The 26,461-nt window shown below is 70.0% G+C and carries 5 protein-coding genes; 2 read left to right on the forward strand and 3 right to left on the reverse strand.

Annotated features, from left to right (window positions below; all coding sequences use genetic code 11):
• Window positions 1-21 precede the first annotated feature (21 nt).
• Entirely contained in the window at window positions 22-462 is a 441-nt protein-coding gene (locus OWM54_RS13205; RefSeq protein ID WP_046711455.1) for a hypothetical protein, read from the forward strand.
• Window positions 463-618: 156 nt separating this feature from the next.
• Here the strand turns inward: OWM54_RS13205 and OWM54_RS13210 are convergent, their stop codons facing one another.
• Window positions 619-4,620: a non-ribosomal peptide synthetase gene (locus OWM54_RS13210; protein ID WP_267697738.1), complete on the reverse strand. Its 4,002-nt coding sequence runs from the start codon at window positions 4,618-4,620 to the stop codon at window positions 619-621.
• A 58-nt stretch (window positions 4,621-4,678) separates the two neighbouring features.
• Window positions 4,679-7,699, reverse strand: a complete 3,021-nt coding sequence (locus OWM54_RS13215) for an amino acid adenylation domain-containing protein (RefSeq protein WP_267697739.1) — start codon at window positions 7,697-7,699, stop codon at window positions 4,679-4,681.
• Between the two features lie 365 nt (window positions 7,700-8,064).
• Here OWM54_RS13215 and OWM54_RS13220 point away from each other — a divergent pair, with 365 nt between their 5' ends.
• Entirely contained in the window at window positions 8,065-11,784 is a 3,720-nt protein-coding gene (locus tag OWM54_RS13220) for a type I polyketide synthase (protein ID WP_267697740.1), read from the forward strand.
• Here OWM54_RS13220 and OWM54_RS13225 read toward each other — a convergent pair.
• Window positions 11,781-26,381 (reverse strand): non-ribosomal peptide synthetase, encoded by a 14,601-nt coding sequence (locus OWM54_RS13225; protein ID WP_267697741.1) that lies wholly within the window; start codon window positions 26,379-26,381, stop codon window positions 11,781-11,783. The two genes, OWM54_RS13220 and OWM54_RS13225, sit on opposite strands and share 4 nt — an antisense overlap.
• Between the last annotated feature and the right edge of the window lie 80 nt (window positions 26,382-26,461).

Below are 26,461 nucleotides of genomic sequence, written 5' to 3' on the forward strand. Positions count from 1 at the left end.
TCCCCCTAGAGTCGGGGGGCCGTGTCCATCTCCCTCGCGTCCACCTTGTCGTCGGTCCTGCTCGCCCAGGCGGTGCCGGACTACACCCGTCCCGTCTCCTCCATGTCTCCGAAGTACTTCGAGATTTTGGAGCAGAACAGCCACATCATCTACCCGCTGGTGGCGGTGCTGACGCTGGTGCTCATCGCCGCGGGCATCCTCCAGGCGTGGAGGACGCAGGACCTGGACGGCCTGCAGAAGAGCGAGTTCAAGAAGGCCATCGTCAACGAGCTGCGCAGCAACATCACCGGCCTGCCCGGTGACGTGCTGGCGAAGGCCGTGGGGCTGGACCGACTGAAGACCCACCGCCTGCTGGAGCAGATGCAGCAGGACGGCATGGTGGTGAGCCACACCAACTCGCAGCGCCTCACGGTCTGGCGCATCCGTGGCGCCGCCCCCGAGGCGAGCGCCCGGCGGTACTGAGGTCGCCTGTGAAAGGGGGGGAGGCATGCAGTTCACGATTGTTGGGTGCGACTGCGACAGCTTCAGCTACCTGTTGCTCACCTACAGCGTCCCTATCATTTTCATCGTCGGTCCGTTGCTCGTGTGGTGGCTGCGTCGCGGCGCCAGGCGCTCCGGCTACGGACTGTCGTCGACCTCGACCAGGTAGCCCCGAAGGACCGAGGCCACTTGTCCCACGTCGGGGGCGCGCAGGATGGAGTAGTGGTCTCCCGCAATCGCGTGCACGGTGAGCGCGCCTGTCGCCACCTGCTCCCAGCCGTGAACTCGGTGCGTGCCCGTCGCTTCGATGGAGACGACGGGCCCTGAGTAGGGCCGAGGCACGTAACTCCACGCGGCCAACAGGTTCACCTCGAAGACGCGGCGCAGGGCACTGAGTGACGGTGTGACGCCACTCCCCTGCTCTCGAGCGTGAGCGTCCAGGATGCGCAGCAGTGCCTCGGGTGTCTCGGCGCTCTGGGCCGCTTCGCCATGTCCCATCGCTCGCAGCAGGTCCAGATGGAACAGTTCACCGAAGCGCTGCGCCTCGTCGTGCCCTGGCGCGGCGCCGTCTCCATCGTACGGACGCACGAAGCCGTCGATGAGCGCGAGCACCTCCACCCGCTCTCCTCGCTGCTCGAGCTGCTGCGCCATCTCCCACGCGATGCTGGCGCCCATCGACCAGCCTCCGAGCCGATAGGGCCCGTGCGGCTGCACGTCTCGCATCGCCGCGAGGTAGAGGCTCGCCATCTCGGGGATGCTCTCGCAGGGCGGCGCTTCACCATCGAGCCCGCGTGACTCGAGCCCGTGGAACGGCTGCTCCGGCCCCAAGTGCTTCGCGAGCTCCGTGTAGCTCAGCACCGTGCCGCCCACCGGATGCACGCAGAAGAAGGGCCGACGTCCACGTCCCTCGGTCAGTCGCACCAGCGGCGTCCAGGACGACGACTCACGTCGCAGCACCGAGGCCACGTGCTCCACCGTCGCGCGCTGGAAGAGCGCGGCCACCGGCAGGCTCCTGCCCACGACGCCACGGATGCGCGCGAGCAACCGGATGGCCATCAGCGAGTGACCTCCCAGCGCGAAGAAGTCCTCCGTCACGCCGACAGGGCGGACGCCCAGCACCTCTTCCCACACGCCCACCAGCGCGCGCTCCAGTGCGTCGCGAGGTTCCTGGTGTCCTTCGCGAGCCACGCGTTGGAACGAGCCCGGAGCGGGCAGCGCCTTGCGGTCCACCTTACCCGTGGGAGCCAGGGGCAGTGTGTCCAGGCGCACGAGCACACTCGGCACCAGATACTCCGGCAACCGTGCTTCGAGGCGCCCGCGCAGCACCTCCACGTCACACGGCGCCTCGTGCACCACGTAGCCCACCAGTCGCTTCTCGCCGCCATCCTCCTGTCTCGCCACCACCACCGCGTCCCTCACACCCGGCAGCGCCTTCAGCGCCACCTCCACCTCGCCCAGCTCCACGCGGAATCCACGCACCTTCACCTGTCCGTCCACGCGCCCCAGGAACTCCAGGTTCCCGTCGCCGAGCCACCGCGCCTTGTCGCCCGTGCGATACAGCCGAGCCCCCGGCACCTCGCTCAGCGCATCCGGGATGAAGCGCTCCGCGGTCAGCTCCGCCCTGCCCCAATACCCGGGCGCGAGGCTCGCGCCGCCGACGTACACCTCTCCCACCACGCCCACGGGGCTCGGCGCGCCCCGCTCGTCCAGCACGTACACCTTCACGTTGGAGATGGGCGTCCCCACGGGAGGCAACGCTGGCCAGGTCGATGGCGGGCCTCGCGCCCTCCAGGCCGTGACGACGTGCGCCTCCGACGGGCCATACTGGTTCTCCAGCACGCAGCCTGGCAGTCGCTCGAAGAAGGACACCAGCGCGGGCGTCACCTGCAACTGCTCACCCGCCGTCACCACCTCGCGCAGGGGCGGCAGCCTCGCCTCATGCTGCGCCACCTCGCACAGCGCCTGGAGCGCCACGAAGGGCAGATACAAGCGCCCCACTCCATGCGCCACCATGCGCCCGAGCAGCGCCACCGGGTCCTTGCGCTCCGCCTCCACCACCAGCAACACCGTGCCGCCCAGACACCACGTGCCGAACAGCTCCTGGAACGACACATCGAAGTTCAGCGACGCGAACTGCAGCGTCGTCGCACCCGGGTCCACGGTGCGCGCGAGCAGCCACCGCAGCATGTTCCCCACCGCGCGATGGGACATGAGGATGCCCTTGGGACGCCCCGTGCTCCCCGACGTGTAGACGAAGTAGCAGGGCGTCTCGGGAGACAGGGACAGCGCTGGAGCCTGTCCGGGCCTCGTCCGGATTCGCGCGGCCTCATCCTCCAGGCGCACCCGCCTCGTCCCCGGATGCTCGGGCAGCGCGCGGCCGAGCTCTCCCTGCACCAGCACCACCGGCGCGCCCGTGTCCTCCAGCATCTGCGCCAGCCGCTGGGCCGGATAGCTCGGGTCCAGGGGAAGAAACGCCGCGCCCGCCTTCAGCGTGGCCAGCACCGCCACCGGCATCTCCAGGTCGCCGCGCTCCAGGCACAGGCCCACCGTGCTCCCAGGCTTCACCCCCAACGCGAGCAGGTGATGCGCGAGCTGATTCGCGCGCTGCTCCAGCTCCGCGTACGTCAGCGAGGCCACGCCATCCGTCACCGCCACGGCGTCAGGCGAGCGCGCCACCTGGGCCTCGACCCACGCGTGCATCAGCCCCGCGACAGCGTCCGGTGTCTCGCGCCCACTCCACTCGCGCAGCAGCTGCCGCCGCTCCGATTCCGCGAGCAGCGGCGCATCACCGACGCGCACGCTCGGGTCAGCCACCAGTCCCTCCAGCAGCGTCACGTAGTGCCCCGCCATCCTCCGCGCCGTCGCCGCGTCGAACAGCGCGGTGTTGTACTCCCAGAAGCCCACCCAGCCCTCGGGCGTCTCGCGCAGGAAGCAGATGAGGTCGAACTTCGACATGCCGGAGTCGAAGGACACCTCCTGCTCCACCAACCCCGGCAACGACGGCAGCGAGCGCGGCCCCTGGATGACGAACATCACCTGGAACAGCGGCGAGCGACTCAAGTCACGCGGCGGGCGCAGCGCCTCCACCAGCGTCTCGAACGGGACGTCCTGTCGCGCATAGGCGCCCAGACACACCTGCCGCACCCGGCCCAGGAGCGAACGGAAGGACTCCTCCGGGTCCACGTCCACACGGGGCGCGAGCGTGTTGACGAAGAACCCGATGAGGTTCTCCAGCTCGCGCCGGTTGCGTCCCGAGATGGGCGTCCCCACCACCACGTCACGCTGTCCGCTGTAGCGCGACATCAACACCTGGAAGCACGCGAGCAGCAGCATGAACGGCGTCACGCTCTCGGCGCGCCCCAGGGCCTTCACCGCCTGGGAGAGCGATGGAGACAGCGGCACCGCCACGGTGGCGCCCAGGAAGGTCTGCACGGGAGGTCGGGGCCGGTCCAGGGGAAGCTCCAGCGAGGGAGCGGCTCCCGTCAGCAGCTCCGTCCACCACGCGAGCTGCTCATCCAGCAGCTCCCCCTTCAGCCAGTCGCGCTGCCACACCGCGTGGTCCGCGTACTGGATGGGCAGCGCGGGCAACACGGGCGCGCGCCCTTCGGTGTGGGCCGCGTAAAGCTCCCGCAGGTCGCGCTCCAGCACGCCCAGCGACCATCCGTCGCAGGAGATGTGATGCAGCATCAGGAGCAACACGTGGTCGTCTTCCGCCACGCGCAGCAGCCGGGCGCGCAGCATCGGCCCCGTGCCCAGGTCGAACGGGCGCCGCGCCTCCGCCTCCGCTTCGCGCCGTGCCTCGGCCTCGTCGGCGACCTGCGCCACCCGCAGCGTCACCGCGACGTCTGGCAGGATGTGCTGCACCGGCCGCCCCGCCTCCTCGCCGAACGTGGTGCGCAAGGACTCGTGCCGTCGCACCAGGTCCGACAACGCGCGCTCCAGCGCCGGGACATCCAGGCGCCCCTGGAGCCGCGCGAAGAAGGGCACGTTGTAGGAGAAGCCTCCCGCGTCCACCTGAGAGAGGAACCACAGGCGCTGCTGGGCGAAGGACAGCGGAGGCGCCGTGTCCCTCGACACGGGCACCAGAGGAGGGAGCCCCCGCCCCCTCCCCACCACTCGCTTCGGCTCGGGCGCGGCCATGGCAGCACCTCCGCCGCCACTTATAGCGCCAAGCGACGTGCGGGTTCGAGCAACGGCCTCAGCCCGCCGCCTTCCACCGCTGCTTGGGACGCCAGGACATCATCCCCGGGCTGCCGCGCACCTTGTCCAGGTAGAAGCCGAGCAGTTCGGGGGTGAAGGTGGGCTCCTGAATCCCCGAGCCGGCCAGGTGCTGGCGCACATGGGTGCAATCCCAGACGTAGTTGTCCTGGTACAGCTCCACCATCGCCTGTCCCCCACTCAACGGGTCCCTGAAGATGCTCAGCAACGGGAAGATGGGCGCCTCGGGGTCCGTGTCCCACAGGGAGACCCATTCCTTGAACGGCACCACCGGCAGGGGACGTCCCAGGGACTTTCCCACCCGCTCGAAGAACTCCAGGAGCGTCAGGTCGTGCTCCGGGGCGGGCGCGACGTGGAACTTCTTGCCCAGCCCCTTCGGGTCGCGGGCAATCACGGCGATCGCCGACGTCATGTAGTCCACCGTGGTCAACCCCTCGTGCAGCCCCCGCAGGTCCGGGACGGCATCCAGGATGAGGCAGGTGCTGACCAGCCGTCCCCACCACTGGTAGCTGGCGAAGGCGCCCGTGCGGCTGTGCAACGTCGCGTAGCCCAGACGGAACGTCATCAAGGGCAGTCCCTGCGACTGCGCGAGGTCGGCGATCTTCTCCATCACCCACTTGCTGCTCGCGTAGCCGATGTCGGAGATGACGGCGGGGAGGTTCTGGTCGATGTCGTCCGTCTCCCGCATCACCTTCTTGCCGGTGAGCCGGTTGCCCCAGCTGTGGATGGAGAGCGTCGAGAACAGCATCAGCGCCTTGACCCGCTGATGGCCGGCGAAGGCAATCACCTGCCGCACGCCCTCGACATTGTCGCGCTTCATCTGGGAATAGGGCTCGATGAAGTTCACCGCGCCGGCCGAGTGGTAGATGACGTCCACCGACGCGGACAGCTGGCGGTAGTCCTCCTCGGACATCCCGAAGCGGGGCGCGGCGATGTCTCCGGCATGGACCCGCACCCGCTCCCAGTCACGCTCGCTCAGCGGCACCTGATAGTGGTCGACCACCTGTCGCAGCCGCGCGCGTCCCAGCGCGTCGCTGACATCGCGCACCAGACAATGGACGTCGGCGTCGTTGCGCGAGAGCAACTCCGACAGCAGGTGGACGCCCACGAAGCCCGTGGCCCCCGTGAGCAGGATGTGCCGCGGCCGCGCGAGCCGTCCGGGGTCGAAGCCCGAGGAGAAGTCCGTGCCGGGCAGGAGCCAGACATCCTCCCGGAGCGCGCGCAGGGGCTCCGGGTCATGCATCGCGCCCCCGTGCGCGGCTCGCGGCTCCAGCGCCGAGGCGAGCTTCCGAACGGTCCTATGCTCGTAGACGTCACGAATGTAGGTCTTCAACCCGAGACGACGGGAGACGCTGGCGGCGAGCGTGGAGGCCAGCAACGAGTGCCCTCCCACCTCGAAGAAGCTGTCGTCCGCCGTGAACCCGGAGTGGCCGAGGACCTCCGTCCAGGCGCTGGCGAGGCTCTTCTCCAGTTCGCCGGAGAACGCCTCCTCGCCCTGCGTCCGCACCGTGGAGGTCCGCAGCATCTCCCGCAGGGCCTGCTTGTCCGTCTTGCCATTGGCGGTGGTGGGGAGCGAGGCCAGACAGAGGTACTGGCCAGGCAGCATGAAGTCGGGCAGCTCCACGCGCAGCGCCGCCCTCAGGCTCGCGATGAGCGTCGAGGTGGGGACCTGGGTGTCACGCGGCGAGACGAACGCCACCAGTCGCTTGTTGGAGGGACCCGCGGAGTCATCGACCAGTACCGCGGCGGCCTTGAGCGCCGGGCCGCGCATGAGGACGGACTCCACCTCGCCCATCTCCACGCGATTGCCGCGAATCTTGATCTGCTCATCCTGTCGCCCGAGGAACTGGATGCTCCCATCCGGCAGCCCACGCGCCAGGTCCCCCGTGCGATAGACGCGGCCACCGAGCGAAGGCGGCGTGACGAAGCGCTCGGCCGTCAGCGCGGCATCTCCGAGATAGCCGCGCCCCAGGCAGTCACCCGCGATGCACAACTCCCCCGCCTCCCCCCAAGGCACCACCTCCAGTCGCTCATCCAGGATGAAGACCTCGGCGCCGGCGACGGGCGTCCCGATGGAGGCGGGCCGGTTCAGGCGCCTGCTCTCCACCACCCGGTGGGTGACGAAGATGGTGGTCTCCGTCGGTCCGTAATAGTCCACCAGGGTGTAGGAGAGTCCCTCGGTCTCCACCGGATGGAGCTTCTCGCCCCCGGTGAAGAGGTAGCGCAGGGCCAGCTTCTGGTGTGCGGACCTTCCGACGAAGTCTGGCACCATCACCGTCGGGAGGAAGGCGTGGGTGATGCCGTGCTCGGCGTAGAACGCCAGCAAGGCCCCCACGTCCAGACGGATGTCGTCCGTGAGCACGTGGATGCAAGCCCCCGCCGCCAGGGCGGAGCCCACCTCCCATTGCGAGACATCGAAGGCCACGCTGGCCATCAACAGCGTGTGACTGCCAGGCCCCATGTCGAACCGGGCGTTGTGCCACCGCACCAGCTTCGCCAGGGAGTGGTGCTCGATGACCACGCCCTTCGGCTGCCCCGTGGTCCCCGACGTGAAGATGGCATAGGCCGCGTCATGCCCCTGGATGTCCACTTCACGGAAGGCCTTCACGGGCGCCTGGCGCAGCAGCTCATCGAGGGACTGCACCTCCCAGCCCGGCAACGTCATGGTCGAGGACGTGGTGGAGAGCACGAGGGGCTCATCACATTGGCTGGCAATGGCTTGCTTGCGGCGGTCCGGGAAGGCCTTGTCGATGGGCACGTACGCCGCGCCCGCCTTCATGACGGCCAGGAAAGCGACGATGAGGCTCTCCGAGTGCTCGGTCACCACGGGCACCAAGGAGCCCCTGGCGACACCTCGCGCCTGGAGATGGGCCGCGACCTTGCTGCTCCTCGCGTCCAGCTCCGCATAGGAGAGGCGCTCACGGAGCCCCACCACCGCGGGGGCACTGGGATTGAGGGCACACTGACGACGAAAGCCGTCGAGCACGGATTTGTTCGACACGAGAGGCCTCCATGGACAGAGAAGGAGCCAGCAATGGAAGACACAACCGCTGGCCCACACAACAATCACACAACAACCGCGCCTCATTCCACCCGAGCCCTCGGACGCAAACCCATCGCGGCATACCCAGTCCCGCAAGCCCTCTCGGGCTGAAAGACAGTTCATCCAACACCCCGCACCTCCCTGCGCCTGCGGGCCAGGCACGACCCGCGACACAACGCGGGTCTGGAACCTGGGCGACCTCGTCGGAACGGGTGCGCCGCTCCCGCGCGGGATGGCAAGCGGGGGCACATCCCCTCGGGACTCCACTGGAAATATCGTGGTGCGGGCTCAACTCGCGGAGCGGGGCATGCTCTATTTCAGGGATGAGTGAGCACGCGTCCGCCATCGCCATCATCGGGTTGTCGCTCCGCTTTCCGGGCGCCTCTGACGCGCGGAGCTTCTGGTCCAACCTCATCTCGGGTGTCGACAGCGTCACGGTGCTGGACGCCGAGCAGCGGGCGAGGGCCGGCCATCCCTCGGAAGAGGGGTGGGTCGCGGCGGCGGGTGTCATCGAGGGCGCGGACCTCTTCGATGCGCGCTTCTTCGGCTACTCACCGCGCGAGGCCGAGCAGTTGGACCCGCAGCAGCGGCTCTTCATGGAGTGTTGCTGGGAGGCGCTCGAGGCCGCGGGCTACACCGCTCGCGCCCGGCCCCTGCACGTGGGCGTCTACGGCGGTGCGTCCCTCAGCAGCTATCTGCTGACGAACGTCCTGCCCAACATGGAGCGCCGCTCCAGCGACTGGACGGAGAGCGTCCTCGGCACGCACAGCGACTTCCTGGCGACGCGCGTGGCCTACAAGCTCAACCTCACCGGCCCCGCGATGACGGTGCAGACGGCGTGCTCCACATCGCTGACCGCCGTGCACCTCGCGTGTCAGTCGCTGCTCGCGGGCGAGTGCACGCTCGCGCTCGCCGGTGGCACGGCCGTGCGCTCGCCGCAGTTGAGCGCCTACCCCACGCAGGAGGGTGGCATCTCCTCGCCCGACGGACACTGCCGCGCCTTCGATGCCCAGGCGGCTGGCACCGTGCCGGGCAACGGCGTGGGCGTGGTGCTGCTCAAGCGCCTGGAGGACGCGCTCGCGGATGGCGACCCCATTCGCGCGGTCATCCTCGGCTCGGCCGCCAACAACGACGGCAGCGGCAAGGCGGGGTTCACCGCGCCCTCCGTCTCCGGACAGGTCACCGCCATCGGTGATGCGCTGGCGCTCGCGGGCGTCGAGCCGGGCTCCATCTCCTATGTCGAAGCGCATGGCACGGGCACGCCACTGGGCGACCCGGTGGAGGTCACCGCCCTCAAGCAGGTGTTCGAGGGCGTGGCGCCGGGCTCCATCGGCCTGGGCTCGGTGAAGAGCAACCTGGGCCACCTCGACTCGGCGGCCGGCGTGGCGGGACTCATCAAGACCGTGCTGGCGCTGGAGCACCGCCAGCTCCCTCCCACGGTCCACTTCCGTCGGCCCAATCCGCTCCTGGGCCTCGACGACAGTCCCTTCTACGTCGTGGCCGAGCCGCGTCCGTGGAGCTCCAGCGGGCCGCGCCGCGCGGGCGTGAGCTCGTTCGGAATGGGCGGCACCAACGTGCACGTGGTGCTCGAGGAGGCCCCTGTCAGTCCCGCGTCACCTGCGTCCCGCGGGACGGAGCTGCTGCTGCTCTCCGCTCGCTCCGACGCCGCGCTGGAGCGGATGACCACCGAGCTGGCCGAGCACCTGGAGCACACCCAGGACGCGCTCGCGGACATCGCACACACGCTCCAGGTCGGACGTCATCGCTTCGAGCACCGGAGCTTCGTCACCGCGAGCACCGCGAAGGACGCGGCCGCGCGCCTGCGCGACCCGGGACAACGTCCACGCACGAGCCACGACCCGGTGGAGAAGCGTGGCGCGGTCTTCCTGTTCCCCGGCGCGGGCTCCCAGCGGGTGAACATGGGCGCGGAGCTGCTCGACGAACCCGTCTTCCGACAGGCCATCGACCGCTGCGCGGCGCTGCTCCGAGGTCCTCTCGGCGCGGACGTGCGCGACGTGATGTTCGCCCCCGCCGAGCGCTACGACACCGCGGCGCGAGAGCTGTCACGCCCCCTCTGGACCCAGGCCGCGCTGTTCACCTGCGACTGGGCGCTCGCGCAGCTGTGGCTCGCCCGAGGCGTCCAGCCCGAGGCGCTGCTCGGCCACTCCCTCGGCGAGTACGTGGCGGCGTGTGTGGCGGGCGTCTTCACGCTGGAGGAGGCACTGGAGCTCGTCACCGCGCGCGGAAGAATCATGGAGCAGCTCCCGCCCGGTGGGATGACGGCGGTCCTCGCGCCCGTGGCCCAGGTGGAGGCGCTGCTCCATCCACGACTGTCCGTGGCCGCGCTGAACACACCCTCCGATTGTGTCATCGCCGGCGCACTGGAGGCGCTCGACGCCCTCGAGTCGGAGCTCGGCGCGCGAGGCATCGAGGCCCGACGGCTCCGGCTGGGACAGGCCGCGCACTCGTTCATGTTGGAGCCGCACCTGCCGGACTTCGCGCGCGTCGTGTCCCGCATCAAGCCGCGCGCGCCCAAGCTCCCCATCGTCTCCAGCCTCACCGGAGACTGGCTCACCGAGCGCGAGGCCGTCACCGTCGACTACTGGTGCCGGCATCTGCGAGAGACGGTGCGCTTCTCGGAGGCCCTGCACCTGCTGCTCTCGGGCAAGGAGCGAGCCTTCATCGAGGTCGGCCCCGGAACGGCCCTGTCCTCGCTCGCCCGACGCCATCCGAGCCGCTCCACCCAGCCCGTGGTCTCCACGTTGCCGTACACCTCCGAGGAGCCGACGCATCCGCTCGCGTCACTCGGCGAGGCGTGGCTCGCGGGCATCACCATCGACTGGGAGCGCTTCCGAGCGGGCGAACAGCGGCGGCGTGTCATCCTCCCCGGCTACAGCTTCGACCGCGAGCGGTACTGGATTGAACCCGTCACGGCCACTCCGCGCTCCGTGGGGCCCCGTGAAGAACCCAGGCCCGCGCCACCACGGCCCGAGGGTTCGCGCGCCGCGCCACCTCGCGACGACACGGAGGCCACGCTGCTGGAGTGCTTCCGCCTCACGTTCCACCTCGACAACATCGGCATCCACGATGACTTCTTCGCGCTGGGTGGCGACTCCCTGCTCGCCTTGCGCCTGAGCGCACGCATCCAGGAACGCCTCGGCGCGAAGCTGCCCTTGAAGGCCGTGCTGGAAGCCTCCACCGTCGCTCGACTCGCCGAGCGCATCAGCGGTGCTCGCCCGACACCGAAGACGAGCCCCGACTGTGTCGTCCAGCTTCAGACCGGCACGTCCTCGAAGGCCCCCCTGTTCTTCGTGCATGCCGCGGGCGGACAGGTGCTCTTCTATCGGGAGCTGGCCCGACAGCTCGCGCCCGACCGGTCCGTGTACGGATTCTCCGCCGTGGGACTCGAGAGCGACGAGCCCTGCCTCACCACCGTGGAGCAGATGGCGGCGCACTATGTCGCCGCGCTCCGAGTCATCCGACCGACAGGCCCCTACCTGCTCATCGGCGCCTCACTGGGCGGCACCATCGTCTACGAGATGGCGCGGCGCCTGTCGGCCGAAGGCGAGGCCGTGCCCCTGTGCGCGCTGTTGGACACGCCGCCTCCTGGCTCCTTCTCCACCGAGCTCGCCGACCGGATATCCCTGCTCGCCTTCCGCGCGGGGGAGATGTTCGACCCCGCCGCGAAGTGGCCCGAGGACCTCCCCGTGGAGGAGCAGTTCCGCAGGCTCCAGGAGGAGGCGGAGCGCCAAGGTCTCGCGCCGCCCTTCGCCACCGTCGAGGACGCGCGTCGGCAGCTCGACGTGCTGCGAGCGAACTCCCGGGCCCTGAGCCTCTACACGCCACCGCGCTGGGAGGGAGGAGAGGTCCAGTACTTCCGCGCCCGACGTCCGCCCCCGGGGTTCCCTCCACACCCCGAGCTGGGCTGGCTGGACCTGGGCGCGGCGACGCGCGTGGACATCACTCCTGGCGACCACTACACGATGCTCCAGGCACCTCACGTCGAGGTGCTCGGAGCGAAGCTGGCGCGGCTGCTGCCCTAATCCGAGCCCGGCCGCTGACGCCGCTGGCGCGCGAGCCGCTGGAGTCCCTCGCGCCGGTTCTCCGCCGTCGACGGAGACTTCGGCGCCTCCTGCGTCGGGGACAGGTGCTCGGCCAGCGTTCGCACGGAGGGGAACTGGAGCAGGGACACCAACGGCACCTTGCGCGACAGCTCCGCCTCCACCTTCACCTGGAGCGTCTGCAACAGCAGCGAGTTGCCACCCAGGTCGAAGAAGTTGTCTCCCGCGCCCACGCGGTCCAGCCCCAGCACCTCCGCGATGAGTCGCGCGAGCACGGCCTCCAGTCCCTCCCGGGGCGCCACGTAGCCGCCACTGAGCTCCGGGCGACTCGACTCCGGCGCGGGGAGCGCCTTCCAGTCCGGCTTCCCGTTCGGCGTGAGGGGCAGCTCGCGCAACAGCACGAAGGCTGACGGAATCAGCGCCTCCGGGAGCGTGCGCTTCATCCACGCTCGCAGCACGTCCACCGTCAGCGTGACGTCCTCCTCGGGCACCACGTAGGCCACCAGTCGCATGTCCCCCGGAGTGTCCGCGCGGCCCATGACGACGGACGACCGCACTCCCGGGCACGTCGCGAGCGCCGCGTTCGCCTCGCCCGGCTCGATGCGCACGCCACGCACCTTCACCTGGGTATCGGCTCGACGCAGGTACTCGAGCCGTCCGTCCTCCAGCATGCGCACCACGTCGCCCGTGCGGTACAGGCGGCCTCCGTCCGCGTACGGGTCCGGGACGAAGCGCTCCGCCGTCAGGTCGGGTCGGCCCAGGTAGCCTCGCGCGAGCCCCATCCCTCCGAGATACAGCTCACCCCAGACACCGGGCGGCACCAGGTGCCCCGCCTCGTCCATCACCCTCACGACCACGTTGTGCAACGGCCGGCCAATCGTGAGCCGGGCGCCCGCGAAGCACTCACCCCAGGTGCCGCACACCGTCCCTTCCGTGGGGCCATAGCCGTTGACGAAGCGACGCCCGGGGCTCCAGCGCGCCACCAACTCCGCGTTGCACGCCTCGCCCGCGGAGAGCAGGACCCGAAGCGCGGGCAACTCCACCACCGGGGACACCGCGAGCACGGAGGGCGGGAGGATCGTCACCGTGATTCGCTCCCGCGCGAGGAGCTCCGTCAACGGGCTGCCGGGTGACATCTGCTCGCGACGCGCCAGGCACAACGTCGCCCCGTTCAACAACGTGGGGATGAGCTCCGCCACCGAGCCATCGAAGCTCACGGGCGCGAACTGCAACACGCGGTCTCCTGGCCCCAGCCCTCCGAGCACCGTGGGGAAGGACCGCGCCAGATTCGCCGCGCCACGGTGCTCCAGGAGCGTGCCCTTCGGGCGGCCCGTGCTGCCGGACGTGTAGATGACATACGCGAGGTTTCGCGCCGTGACCTCGGGCGCCACCTCGCCCGCGCGGCCCTCCGGCACCACCACCCGGTCCAACAACACAGTGTCTCCCGAGTAGTCGAGCCGCGAAGCCTCTTCCGAGCGGGACACCAGCAGCCGCACTCCGGAGTCGTTCAGCAGGTAAGCGAGCCGCTCCGTCGGATGGTCGGGGTCCAGCGGCAGGTAGGCGCCTCCCGCCTTGAGGATGGCGAGCATCGCCACCACCCACTCGAAGCCCGGCCGCAGACACAGGCCCACCACCATGTCGGGCCCCACACCCCGCTCGCGCAGCAACACCGCCAACGCCTGGGAGCGCAGGTCGAGCTCCGCGTAGGACAGCCGCTGTCCGTCCATCTCCACCGCGACGCCGTCGGGCGTGCGCGCGGCCTGGGCAGAGAAGAGGCGATGCAGGCACTCGCCTTCGGAGGGTTCCGCGTGGCCTTGCTGGGTGAGCAGCTCACCGTGCGCGGCCCCGGACAGGAGCGGGAGGTCCCACAGGCGCGTCCGCGGCGCCTCCACCGCGGCCTCCATCAACCGGACCAGGTGCTCGGAGAAGCGGGCCATGGTCGAGACGTCGTACAGGTCCGCGCCGAACTCGAGGAGGCCGTCGATTCCATCGGCCGTCTCCCGCAGGCCCAGCGACAGGTCCACCTTCGCGGCCTTCAGTCCCAGGTCCAGGGGACGCTGCGTGAGTCCCTGCAGGGACAGGTCTCCGGACGGCGTGTTCAGCAGGTGGAACACCCCCTGGACCACGGGCGCGCGGCTCATGTCCCGCTTCGGGCTCAGCGCCTCCACCAGCTTCTCGAACGGCGTCTCCTGGTGGCTGAACGCACCGAGCACGGACTCCTTCACGCGCCCCAACAGCTCCAGGAACGTCAGCGCCCCCGTCGCCTCCGTGCGCAGCACCAGCGTGTTCACGAAGAAGCCGATGAGTCCTTCCACCTCCTTCACCGTGCGGCCCGACACCGGCGAGCCCACGACCACGTCCCACTGTCCGGTGTAGCGCGCAAGCAGCACCTGGAACCCCGCCAGCAGCGTCATGAAGAGCGTCGTGCCCTCCTTCTGGCTCAAGCGCTTCAACTTCTCGCTCAGCTCCCGCGAGAACCGCACCGGGACGCTCGCGCCCCGGTAGCTCTGCACCGGCGGCCTCGGGCGGTCCGTCGGGACCTCCAGGTACTCCGGCGCTCCCGACAGCCGCGTCTTCCACCACGACAGCTGCTCGTCCAGCACCTCACCCTTCAACCACTCACGCTGCCAGACCGCGTAGTCGGCGTACTGCACCGGCAGCTCCGGCAGCGTCGCGGACTCCCCCCTCACGTATGCGCCATAGAGCGTCTCCAGCTCCTTCGCGAGCACACTCATGGACCAGGCGTCGGACACGATGTGGTGCACCACCAGCACCAGCACGTGCTCCCGCTCGCTCAGCTTCAACAGCGTCACGCGCAGCAGCGGGCCCGTGACCAGGTCGAACGGACGACGGCTGTCCTCCGCGCCCAGACGCAGGGCTTCCTGCTCGCGGGCCTCAAGCGTCAGCCCACTCAGGTCCACCACCGGCAGAACCAGCGCCGCGGAGGCGTGGATGTGCTGCACCGCCCCCCGTGCCTCCTGCTGGAAGGTGGTTCGCAGCGACTCGTGACGCTGGATGAGCGTGTTGAAGGCGCGCTCCAGCGCCGCGACGTCGAGGTCTCCCTCCAAGTGCATCCCGAAGGCGATGTTGTAGAGCGAGCCCCCGGGCTCCAGGCGGTCCAGGAACCACAGGCGCTGCTGCGCGAAGGACTGCGGCATCCCCTCGACCCGCGTCACGGGGACGAGCTCCGGCCGCCCCGTCGCGCCTCCGCCGCGCACCAGCGACTCCAGCTTCGCGGCGAGGGCGGACACCGTGGGCGCCTCGAAGAGCAGGCGCACCGGCACGTCGCGCGCCAGCACCTTGCGCAGCCGCGAGGCCACCTGCATCACCAGCAACGAGTGTCCACCACGCTCGAAGAAATTGTCCTCGGCGCTGATTCGCTTCACGTCCAGCAGAGGCACCCACGTCTCGATAACCAGTTCCTCCATCGCGGTCCTCGGCGCGATGAAGCCCTCCGTCATCTGACGCGACTCCCGAATCCTGGGGCGCTCGGCCTGGATGCGAGACGCGGGCTGCTTCACGGGCACCTCGCGATGCCCCGGCATCGAAAGCTCGCTCAGCTTCGTCTCCGGCACTTCGACCGCGGCCTCCAGGATTGCCTGGAAGTGGTCCGCCATGCGCTCGATGGCCGCGCGGTCGAACAGGTCCGTGTTGAAGACCCAGTACCCCGCCAGCCCCTCCGCGTCCTCGCGCATCGCCAGGGCGAGGTCGAACTTGGCCACCTGCGAACCCAGGTCCAACGGTCGCTGCGTGAGCCCCGGCAAGGACAGCTCACCCACGGGCGCCGTCTGGAGCGCGAAGGACACCTGCACCAACGGCGAGCGGCTCAGGTCGCGACTCAACTGCAACGCATCCACCAGCTTCTCGAACGGGACCTCCTGGTGACCGAACGCGCCGAGCACCGACTCCCGCACCCGTCCCAACATCTCCCGGAACGTCAGCTCTCCGGCCGCCTCCGTCCTCACCACCAGCGTGTTCACGAAGAAGCCGATGAGCCCCTCCACCTCCTTCACCGTGCGCCCCGACACCGGCGAGCCCACCACCACGTCCCACTGTCCGCTGTAGCGCGCCAGCAGCACCTGGAAGCCCGCCAGCAGCGTCATGTACAGCGTCGCGCCCTCCTGTCGGCTCAGGTGCTTCAGCTTCTCGCTCAAGGCCGGAGAGAGTCGCGCCGGCACGGCGGCGCCGCGGAAGCTCTGTACCGCGGGCCTCGGACGGTCCGTCGAGACCTCCAGGTACTCGGGGGCTCCCGTCAGCCGCTCCTTCCACCACGACAGCTGCTCCTCCAGCGCCTCGCCCTTCAGTCGCTCACGCTGCCAGACCGCGTAGTCGGCGTACTGCACCGGCAGCTCCGGCAGCGTCGCGGCCTCTCCTCTCACGTCCGCGCCGTAGAGCGCCTCCAGCTCCTTCGTGAGCACCCCCATCGACCAGCCGTCGGCCACGATGTGGTGCACCACCAGCACCAGCACGTGCTCGTGCTCGCTCAGCTTCAGCAGCGTCACTCGCAGCAACGGCCCCGTGACGAGGTCGAACGGACGCTGCTCCTCCTGGGTCCCCAGTCGCAGGGCTTCTCGTGCTCGCTCTTCCGGGGGCAGGCCCGTCAGGTCCACCCGGGACACCTGGATGGAGGCGGCGGGGTCGATGTGCTGCACCGCGCCCTGCTCGGTCTGGCGGATGGTGGTCCGAAGAGACTCGTGGCGCCGGACCAGTTCCTGGAACGAGCGCTCCAACGCTCCGACCTCGAGCGCCCCCTCCAGCGTCAACGCGAGGGCGATGTTGTAGAGCGGACTGTTCGGCTCCAGCCGGTCGAGGAACCACAGGCGTTGCTGGGCGAAGGAGAGCGGCGGGGCTTCGTCTCGTGTCGACTGGACGAGCACCGGGCTTCGAGGCGTCGTGCCCCCTCGGACCCATCCCTCCAGGCTCTCCGCGAGCGAGGACACGGTGGGGGACTCGAACAGCATCCGCACCGGGACCTCGACGCCCAGCGCCTCACGCAGACGGGACGCCGCCTGCATCACCAGCAACGAGTGGCCGCCCTTCTCGAAGAAGTGGTCCTCGGCGCCGATGCGCCCCACGCCCAACAAGGGCTCCCAGACCTCCGCGACCCGCGTCTCCATCGCCGTCCTCGGCGCGATGAAGCCTTCCGCCTGGGAGCCCTGCGCCTTGCCCCGGGCGGAGATGCGCGCGCCCGTGACCTTCCGTGACGGCTCGCGATGGCCCGGCATCGGGAGCGCATTCAGCTTCGCCTCCGGCACCTCCGCCGCCACGTCCAGCAAGCGCAGGAGGTGCGCCGTCATCCGCTCCACGGTCGCCGTCTTGAACAGGTCCGTGTTGAACTCCCAGGCGCCGACCAGTCCCTCCTCGTCCTCCCGCAGGGCCAGGGCGAGGTCGAACTTGGCGGTCCTCGTTCCCAGGTCCAGCGTGCGCGCGGTGAGCCCCGGCAAGGACAGCTCACCCACGGGCGCCGTCTGGAGCGCGAAGGACACCTGCACCAACGGCGAGCGGCTCAGGTCACGGCTCAACTGCAGCGCGTCCACCAGCTTCTCGAACGGGACCTCTTGATGCGTCAGCGCTCCGAGGACGGCGTCCTTCACCCGTCCCAGCATCTCCCGGAACGTCAGCTCCTCCGCCGCCTCCGTGCGCACCACCAGCGTGTTCACGAAGAAGCCGATGAGCCCTTCGACTTCCTTCACCGTGCGGCCCGACATCGGCGAGCCCACCACCACGTCCCACTGTCCGCTGTAGCGAGCCAGCAAGACCTGGAAGCCCGCCAGCAGCGTCATGTACAGCGTCACGCCCTCCTGTCGGCTCAGGCGCTTCAGCTTGTCGCTCAGCTCCCGCGAGAATCGCACCGGAGCGCTCGCGCCTCGGTAGCTCTGAACCTTCGGTCTCGGACGGTCCGTCGGCACCTCCAGCGCCTCCGGTGCTCCAGCCAACCTCGCCCTCCACCAGGACAGCTGCTCCTCCAACACCTCCCCCCGCAACCACTCTCGCTGCCAGACGGCGTAGTCCGCGTACTGCACCGGCAGCCCTGGCAACGTCGCGGCCTCGCCTCTCACATGCGCGCCGTAGAGCGCCTCCAGCTCCTTCGTGAGCACCCCCATCGACCAGCCGTCCGCCACGATGTGGTGCACCACCAGCACCAATACGTGCTCGTGCTCGCCCAGCTTCAACAACGTCGCTCGCAGCAGCGGTCCCCTGCCCAGGTCGAACGGGCGACGTCCTTCCTCGACGGCCAGCCGCAGCGCCTCCTGCTCACGACGAACCCCGGACACGCCGCCCAGGTCCACCACGGGCAGCGCCACGGGGCCCGCGGCCTGGATGGACTGGACCGCGCCCTGCCCTTCCTGATGGAAGGTCGTCCTCAAGGACTCGTGGCGGCGGACCAGCGACTCGAAGGCACGCTCCAAGGCACTGACCTCGAGCGCGCCTTCGAGTCGCAGCGCGAGCGGGATGTTGTAGAGCGGGCTGTCGGGCTCCAGGCGGTCCAGGAACCACAGGCGCTGCTGCGCGAACGACTGCGGCAAGGCGCCGATGCGCGGCACGGGCAGCAGCGCGGAACGCTCCGCTCCAGGCCCTCCACGGACCAGGGTCTCCAGGCTCCTCGCGAGCGAGGACACCGTGGGGTTCTCGAAGAGCGTCCGCACGGGGACGTCTCGCCCGAGCACGTCACGCAGCCGAGAGGCCACCTGCATCACCAGCAGCGAGTGCCCGCCCTGCTCGAAGAAGTGGGCCTCCGCGCTCACATGCTTCACGCCCAGCAGCGGCGCCCAGACGCCCGCCACCAGTTCCTCGAAGCCTGTCCGAGGCGCGATGAAACCCTCGGGCACGGAGTCGCGCGCCACACGCTCGAGCCGACGCGCCTGGATGCGCGCCACGTCCACCTTCTCCGGCACCTCGCGATGTCCCGACAGGGGCAGCGTCCCCACTCGCGCCTCGGGGTCCGCCACGGCCGCCTCCAGCACCTGCTGATAGTGCGCGGCCATCCGCTCCACGGTGGAGACCTCGAACAGGTCCGTGTTCAGCTCCCAGAAGCCCGTGAGCTCCTCCGCGTCCTCCCGGACGGAGAGCGCGAAGTCGAACTTCGCCATCCCGGGCTCGTACTTCACCTCCGACGCCTTCAGGCCTCTCAACGCGGGCAGCCGCGCCGGCCCGTTCAATCCGAAGGCCACCTGGACCAACGGAGCCCGACTCGTGTCACGCGTCGCCTGCAGCGCCTCCACCAGCTTCTCGAACGGCACCTCCTGGTGACCGAACGCACCGAGCACCGACTCCTTCACCCGTCCCAACATCTCCCGGAACGTCAGCTCCTCCGCCGCCTCCGTGCGCACCACCAGCGTGTTCACGAAGAAGCCGATGAGCCCTTCGACTTCCTTCACCGTGCGGCCCGACACCGGCGAGCCCACCACCACGTCCCACTGTCCGCTGTAGCGAGCCAGCAAGACCTGGAAGCCCGCCAGCAGCGTCATGTACAGCGTCGCGCCCTCCTGTCGGCTCAGGCGCTTCAGCTTCTCACTCAGCTCGGAGGGCAGGCCCACCTCCACCGTCGCCCCTCGGTAGCGCTGCACCGCGGGCCTCGGCCGGTCCGTCGGCACCTCCAACACCTCGGGCGCTCCTGTCAGCCTCGCCCTCCACCAGGACAGCTGTTCCTCCAGCACCTCGCCCTGCAACCGCTCGCGCTGCCAGACCGCGTAGTCCGCGTACTGCACCGGCAGCTCCGGCAGCGGCTCAGCGCTCACGCCGTAGAGCGACTCCAGCTCCTTCGCGAGCACCCCCATCGACCAGCCGTCCGCCACGATGTGGTGCACCACCAGCACCAGCACGTGCTCACGCTCGCTCGACTTCAACAGCGTCGCCCGCAGCAGCGGCCCCGCGCCCAGGTCGAACGGCTCGCGCGCGCGCTTCTCCACCGCGTCACGCAGCTCGCCCTGCACGGAGGCCACCGCGAGCCGCACCACCGCCTCGGAGGCGATGCGCTGCACCGGCTGTCCCTCCACCTCCTCGAATGTCGTCCTCAGCGACTCGTGTCGCCGCACGACCTCCGCGAGCGACCGCTCCAACAACTCCACGTCCAGCGGGCCACTCAGGCCCACGACGAACGGCAGGTTGTACGAATACCCGCCCGCGTCGAGTTTCCCCAGGAACCACAGACGCTGCTGCGCGAACGACAGCGGCATCCCCGCGAGCCTCGGCACGCGCGACGGCACGGAGAGGCTCGCACCGGAGCCTCGCGCCGTCAGCCCCTCCAGTCGCTCAGCCAGCGCCTCCACCGTGGACGTCTCGAACAACCACCGCACCGGCACGTCACGCCCCAGTGCCTCCCGCAGTCGCGACACCACGCGCGTCGCCAGCAGCGAGTGGCCCCCCAACGCGAAGAAGTCGTCCTTCACGCCGACCCGCGCCACGCCGAGCAGCGGTGTCCAGATGCGCGCGACCAGTGACTCCATCACCGTCCGAGGACTCTGCACCTCCTCGATGCCCGGCCCCTCCTGGTCCGGCGACGGCAAGGCCCTGCGGTCCACCTTCCCGTTGGCCGTCAGCGGCAACGCCTGCAGTCGCACGAAGGCCGAGGGCACCATGAACTCGGGCAGCTTCTGCTTCAGCCACTCACGCACCTTCAGCGTCTCGGGCCCTTGCTGCTCGACGTAGTACGCGACCAGCCGCTTGCCGCCGGCTCCGTCCCGCACCACCACCAGCCCCTCCTTCACCGAGGGATGCGCGAGCAGCGCCGCCTCCACCTCGGCCAGCTCGATGCGATAGCCCCGCACCTTCACCTGGCTGTCGCGTCGCCCCAGGAACTCCAGCACCCCGTCCGGGCGCCACCGCGCCAGGTCCCCCGTGCGGTAGAGGCGCTCTCCCGGCGCCGCGCTGAAGGGATTCGGGATGAAGCGGTCCGCCGTCACGTCGGGCTGGCGCAGATAGCCTCGGGCCAGTCCATCGCCACCGATGAACAGCTCTCCCGCCACGCCCACGGGCACCGGTTCCATCCCTTCGTCCAGGATGTAGACCTGTGTGTTGCCGATGGGCCGGCCGATGGGCACCGACGTCCCCACGTCCTCCACCCGCGTCATCCGATGCGTCGAGGTGAAGAGCGTGCTCTCCGTGGGCCCGTAGCAGGCCGTCACCGGGATGCACAGCTCCTCCAGCGAGCGCCTCACGTGCGGCGCGGACACCACGTCGCCGCCCGTCAGGAGCTGACGCACCGTCTTCAGCCCCTCCAAGCCCAGCTCCACCATCTGGCTGAACAAGCCCGACGTCAGATGCAGCAGCGTCACCGAGTGACGTCGGAGCACCTCGGACAGGAGGTCCAGGTCACTCGGAGAGCGCGGCGGGAAGACCACCAACCTTCCGCCGAGACACAAGGGACCCCAGACCTCCAACGTCGACGCGTCGAAGGAGATGGGCGCGATGAGCAGGAACGTCTCCTCCGGTCCCAGCTTCGCGTAGGGCGCGCCGTACAAGAGCCGCAGCACGCCCCGGTGCTCCACCGCCACGCCCTTGGGACGGCCCGTGCTCCCGGACGTGAAGTCCACGTACGCCAGATTGCGTCCCGACACCGGCATGCGCGGCGCCGTCGTCGGCTGTCCGTCCAGCCGCTCCTCCTCCAGCAACATCAGCTCGGGACGTCCCTCCCGAGGCAGCTGCTCCAGGAGGACCCGGGTGGTGATGAGCAACCGCGGCGCCGAGTCCTCCAGCATCTGCTCCAGTCGCTTCGCCGGGTAGCTGGGGTCGAGCGGCACGTACGCGCCACCGGCCTTGAGGATGGCCAGCAGCGACACGATGAGCTCCACCGAGCGGTCCAGACACACCGCCACCAGCACGTCCACGCCGACGCCGCGCGCCCTCAAGGCCCAGGCGAGCTGATTGGCTCGTGCCTCCAGCTCCCGATAGGTGAGCCGCTCGTCACCGAACTCCAGCGCCACCGCGTCGGGGCGCAGCGCCACCTGCTCCTCGAAGAGGTGGTGGACACACGCCTCACGCGGGAACTCGACCGCCGTCTGGTTCCACTCGACCAACAGTCGCGCACGGTCCTCCGCGGGCAGCAGGGGCAGCGTCGACAGTCGAGCCTGGGGACGGGCGGACAGGCTCGACAACAGCTCCAGGAAACACGCGGCGATTCGCTGCACCGTGGACGAATCGAAGAGGTCCGCGTTGTAGATGAACTGGCCCTCGACGCTCGCGCCGGGGGCATCGACCAGCAACAACTCCAGGTCGAACTTGGCGATGGTGCTCGCGAAGTCCCAGGGGCTCGCGGTGACACCGGGCAACGACAACAGCGGCGCGGCGTCCTGCAACGTGAAGAGCACCTGGAACAGCGGCGAGCGGCTCAGGTCCCGCTCCGGACGAAGGTGCTCCACCAGTCGCTCGAAGGGCACGTCCTGGTGCGCGAGCGCCCCGAGCACCGACTCCTTCGTCTGACGCAGGAACACCTCGAAGGAGCGCGCCGCATCCGGCTGCCCCCGCAGGGCCAGCGTGTTGACGAAGAAGCCCATGAGGCCCTCCGTCTCCCTCGCCGTGCGACCCGACACCGGTGAACCCACCACCACGTCCCACTGTCCGCTGTAGCGCGCCAGCAGCACCTGGAAGCCCGCCAGCAGCGTCATGTACAGCGTCGAACCTTCGCGCCGCCCCAGCTGTCGCAGGGACTCGCTCAGCTCCGCGGACAGCCGCACTGGCACGCTCGCGCCCCGGTAGCCCTGCACCGGCGGCCTCGGCCTGTCCGTGGGCAGCTCCAACACTGGCGGCGCGCCCTTCAACGCCTCGCCCCACCACGCGAGCTGCGCGGACTCCACCTCGCCCTTCAACCAGTCCTGCTGCCACGCCGAATAGTCCGCGTACTGCACCGGCAGCACAGGCAGCTCCGCCCCGACGTACAGCGACTCCAGCTCCCGCGTAAGCACGCCGAGCGACCAGCCATCCGCCACCAGATGGTGCAGCACCACCACCAGCACCTGCTCGTCCCGGCCCGCCCTCAACAGGCTCGCCCGGAGCAGCGGGCCTCGCGTCACATCGAAGGGCGACTGGACCTCGCGAACCACCTGCTCATGCACCGCCGCCTCCACGTCGACGGCGTCCTCGACGGACGTCACGCACAGGGAGATTGCCGCGTTCGGGGCGATGCGCTGCACGGGCTCTCCGCCCACCTCCACGAAGCTCGTGCGCAGCGCCTCGTGTCTGCGCACCACCTGCGTGAGGGCCTGCTCCAGGACACGCGCGTCCACCGCCCCCTGAAGCCGGACGACGAAGGGCAGGTTGTACGAGTGTCCTCCCGCATCCAGCTGCGCGAGGAACCACAGCCGTCGCTGCGCGAACGACAGCGGTGGGTCCACCGGTCGGTCCCCGCGAGTCAGCGAGGGGCGCCGCGGACTCCCGCCCGCCGTCGTGCCCAGTCGCTCGGCCAGCGCCTCCACCGTGGGCGCCTCGAACAACAGTCGCACGGGGACGTCGTGGCCCAGCTCGTCCCGCAGGCGCGACACCACGCGCGTCGCCAGCAGCGAGTGTCCACCCAGCGCGAAGAAGTCATCTCGCACGCCGACACGCGGTACGCCCAGCACCTCGCGCCACACGTTCGCGAGCATCTCCTCCATCGCGGTGCGCGGCGCTTCGTAGCGCGTACCCGGCTCTTCTCGTGCTGACTCCAGCCGGGGCAATGCCCGGCGGTTCACCTTCCCGCTCGGCGTCAGCGGTAGGGCCTCCAGCGGCACCAGCACCGAGGGCACCATGTACTCGGGCAGCCGCTTCGCGAGACGACGCTTCAGCGCCTCGGCATCCCAGGCGCCCGTCGCGACGACATAGCCCACCAGTTGCTTCCCACCCCGCTCGGAGACACGCGCCACCACCACCGCGTCCTCCACGCCCTCCACTTCCTTCAGGGCGACCTCGACCTCGCCGGGCTCCACGCGGAAGCCACGCACCTTCACCTGCTCGTCCGAGCGCCCCTGGAGCTCCAGGTTCCCGTCCGCGAGCCACCGTCCCCGGTCACCCGTGCGGTACAGGCGCCTCCCGTCCCGGCCGCCCTGCACCGCATTGGGGACGAAGCGCTCCGCCGTCAGCTCCGGACGTCCCCAGTAACCGTGCGCGAGGCTCGGCTCTCCCAGGTACAGCTCCCCCGTGACGCCGATGGGGCACGGCTCTCCGAACGCATCCAACACGAACACCTTCGCGAGCGTGATGGGCTTTCCCACTGGAGGGAGCGCGGGCCACGTCGACGGCGGGCCCTCCGCCCTCCAGGCCGTCACCACGTGCGACTCCGTCGGACCGTACTGGTTCTCCAGCACGCACCCGGGCAGCCGCTCGAAGAACGACACCACCGCGGGCGTCACCTGCAGCGGCTCGCCCGCCGTCACCACCTGCCTCAACGGAGGGAGCGCCGGCTCGTGCCGGGCTCGCTCGGCCAGTGACTGGAGCGCGACGTACGGCAGGAAGAGCCGCTCCACGCCATGCTCCCGCATGTGCGCGAGCAACAGGGCCGGGTCCTGCCGCGTCGTGGCCGAGACGAGCACCAGCGTCCCGCCCTCGCACCACGTGCACAGCATCTCCTGGAACGACACGTCGAAGCTCAACGCGCTGAACTGCAACGTCCGCGCGCGCGGCGCCGCCGTGCTCTCGAGCTGCCAGCGCACCAGCGTGTCCAGCGCGCCGTGGGACATCGTCACGCCCTTGGGCCGGCCCGTGCTCCCGGACGTGAAGAGGACGTAGCAGGGCGTGACGGGAGACAGCACCCACGCGGGCGCCAGCGTGGACGCCTCGGCGATTCGCTCGGCCTGCTCATCCAATCGCACCCGACGCGATGCACCCTCCGGAGGAAGCACGGCCTCCAGCGACGAGTGCGCCAGCACCACCGGCGCGCCCACGTCCTCGAGCATCCGGGCCAGTCGCTCCCGTGGGTAGCTCGCATCCAGGGGCATGCACGCAGCGCCCGCCTTCAACGTCGCCAGCACCGCCACGGGCAGGTCCAGGCTGTCCCGCTCCAAGCACAGACCCACCACGTCACCCGGGAGCACCCCCAGCGTCCGCAGGTGGTGCGCGAGCTGATTGGCCCGCGCCTCGAATCGCGCGTACGTCAACGACTCGCGTCCATCCGTCACCGCCACCGCGTGCGGCGTGCGCGCCACCTGTGCTTCCACACGCCGATGCAGCAACCAGGAGGGAGACCGGTACTCCTGCCTCCAGTGCCACTCCCGCACCACCGCCCCCCGCTCCTCGTCATCCAGGAGCGGCACCATTCCCACCCGAGCTTCCGGGTTGCCCACCACGCCCTGCAGGAAGCGGACGAAGTGCCCCGCGAGCCTGCGCACCGTCGCCTCGTCGAAGAGCGCGGTGCTGTACTCCCACAACCCCATCCAGCCGTCCGGCGTCTCGCGCACGAAGAGCGTGAGGTCGAACTTGGCCACGCCGGGCTCGAAGTCCGCGTCGCGCGACTCCAGCCCCGGCAGTCGCACCAGCGGCGGCGCGCTCTGCAGGACGAGCAGCACCTGGAACAGCGGCGAGCGGCTCAGGTCACGCACCGGCCGCAGCGCGTCCACCAGTCGCTCGAAGGGCACGTCCTGGTGCTGATACGCCCCCAGGCACGAGCGGCGCACCCGCGCGAGCAGCGACTTGAAGGACTCGCCCCCATCCACGTCCGTGCGCAGCGCGAGCGTGTTGGCGAAGAACCCGATGAGCCCCTCCACCTCGCGCCGCGTGCGCCCCGCGATGGGCGTGCCCACCACCACGTCCGGCTGGCCGCTGTGCCGCGACAGCAGCACCTGCAGGCTCGCGAGCAGCCACATGAACGGCGTCACCGACTCCTGCTTGCACCGCTCGTGCAGCGCCCGCATCAGCTCCGCGGGCAGCGGCACGCCCAGCACCGCGCCTTGCGTCGACTGCACCGCGGGCCTCGGCCTGTCCGTGGGCAGCTCGAGCGCTGGCGAGACTCCCGCCAGGTGCTCGCGCCACCACGCGAGCTGCGTCTCCAGCACCTCGCCCGTCAACCACTCCCGCTGCCACGCCGCGTGGTCCGCGTACTGCACCGTCAGCGCCGGCAGCGCGGGCTCGCGCCCCTCGACGAGCGCGCCGTACAGCTCGCGAAGCTCGCGCTCCAGCAGCGACAGCGACCACCCGTCGCACGCGATGTGGTGCAGGGTCAGCAGCAGCACGTGGTCTTCTTCGCCCAGCCGCAGGAGCCGGGCGCGCAGCATCGGTCCGGTGCCCAGGTCGAACGGACGCCTCGCCTCCTCCTCCGCGTGCCGACGCGCCTCCTCCTCCCCTTGCACCCGCTCCGCGTGCAGCGTCACCGTCGCCTCGGGCGAGATGTGCTGCACCGGCTCGCCCGCGACCTCGGCGAAGGTGGTCCGCAGCGCCTCGTGCCGGCGCACCACCTCCGTCAGCGCCCGCTCCAGCGCGGCCACGTCCAGCCGGCCCTTCAGCCGCGAGAAGAACGGCGCGTTGTAGGCGAAGCCCGAGGGGTCCAGCCGCGAGAGGAACCACATGCGGCGCTGGGCGAAGGAGAGCGGCGGCGCGCCCTCGCGGCGGACCGGCACCACGGGGGGCGGCCTGCGAGCACGGGGGCTCGCGGGCTTCGACTCATTCGCGGACATGTCGACACCTCAACTCAAGGAAGCAGATCTCGAAGACACGAAGCCCCACGACACGGACAGGTCGCTTCACTTCGCGAAGG

Origin of the sequence: Myxococcus sp. MISCRS1 (assembly GCF_026626605.1) — a bacterium.
GTDB classification, from domain to species: domain Bacteria; phylum Myxococcota; class Myxococcia; order Myxococcales; family Myxococcaceae; genus Myxococcus; species Myxococcus fulvus.

Coding starts and splice junctions, on each gene's coding strand:
- OWM54_RS13210 (WP_267697738.1), bottom strand. CDS start 4,620: ATGGCCGCGCCCGAGCCGAAGCGAGTGGTGGGGAGGGGGCGGGGGCTC.
- OWM54_RS13220 (WP_267697740.1), top strand. CDS start 8,065: ATGAGTGAGCACGCGTCCGCCATCGCCATCATCGGGTTGTCGCTCCGC.
- OWM54_RS13225 (WP_267697741.1), bottom strand. CDS start 26,381: ATGTCCGCGAATGAGTCGAAGCCCGCGAGCCCCCGTGCTCGCAGGCCG.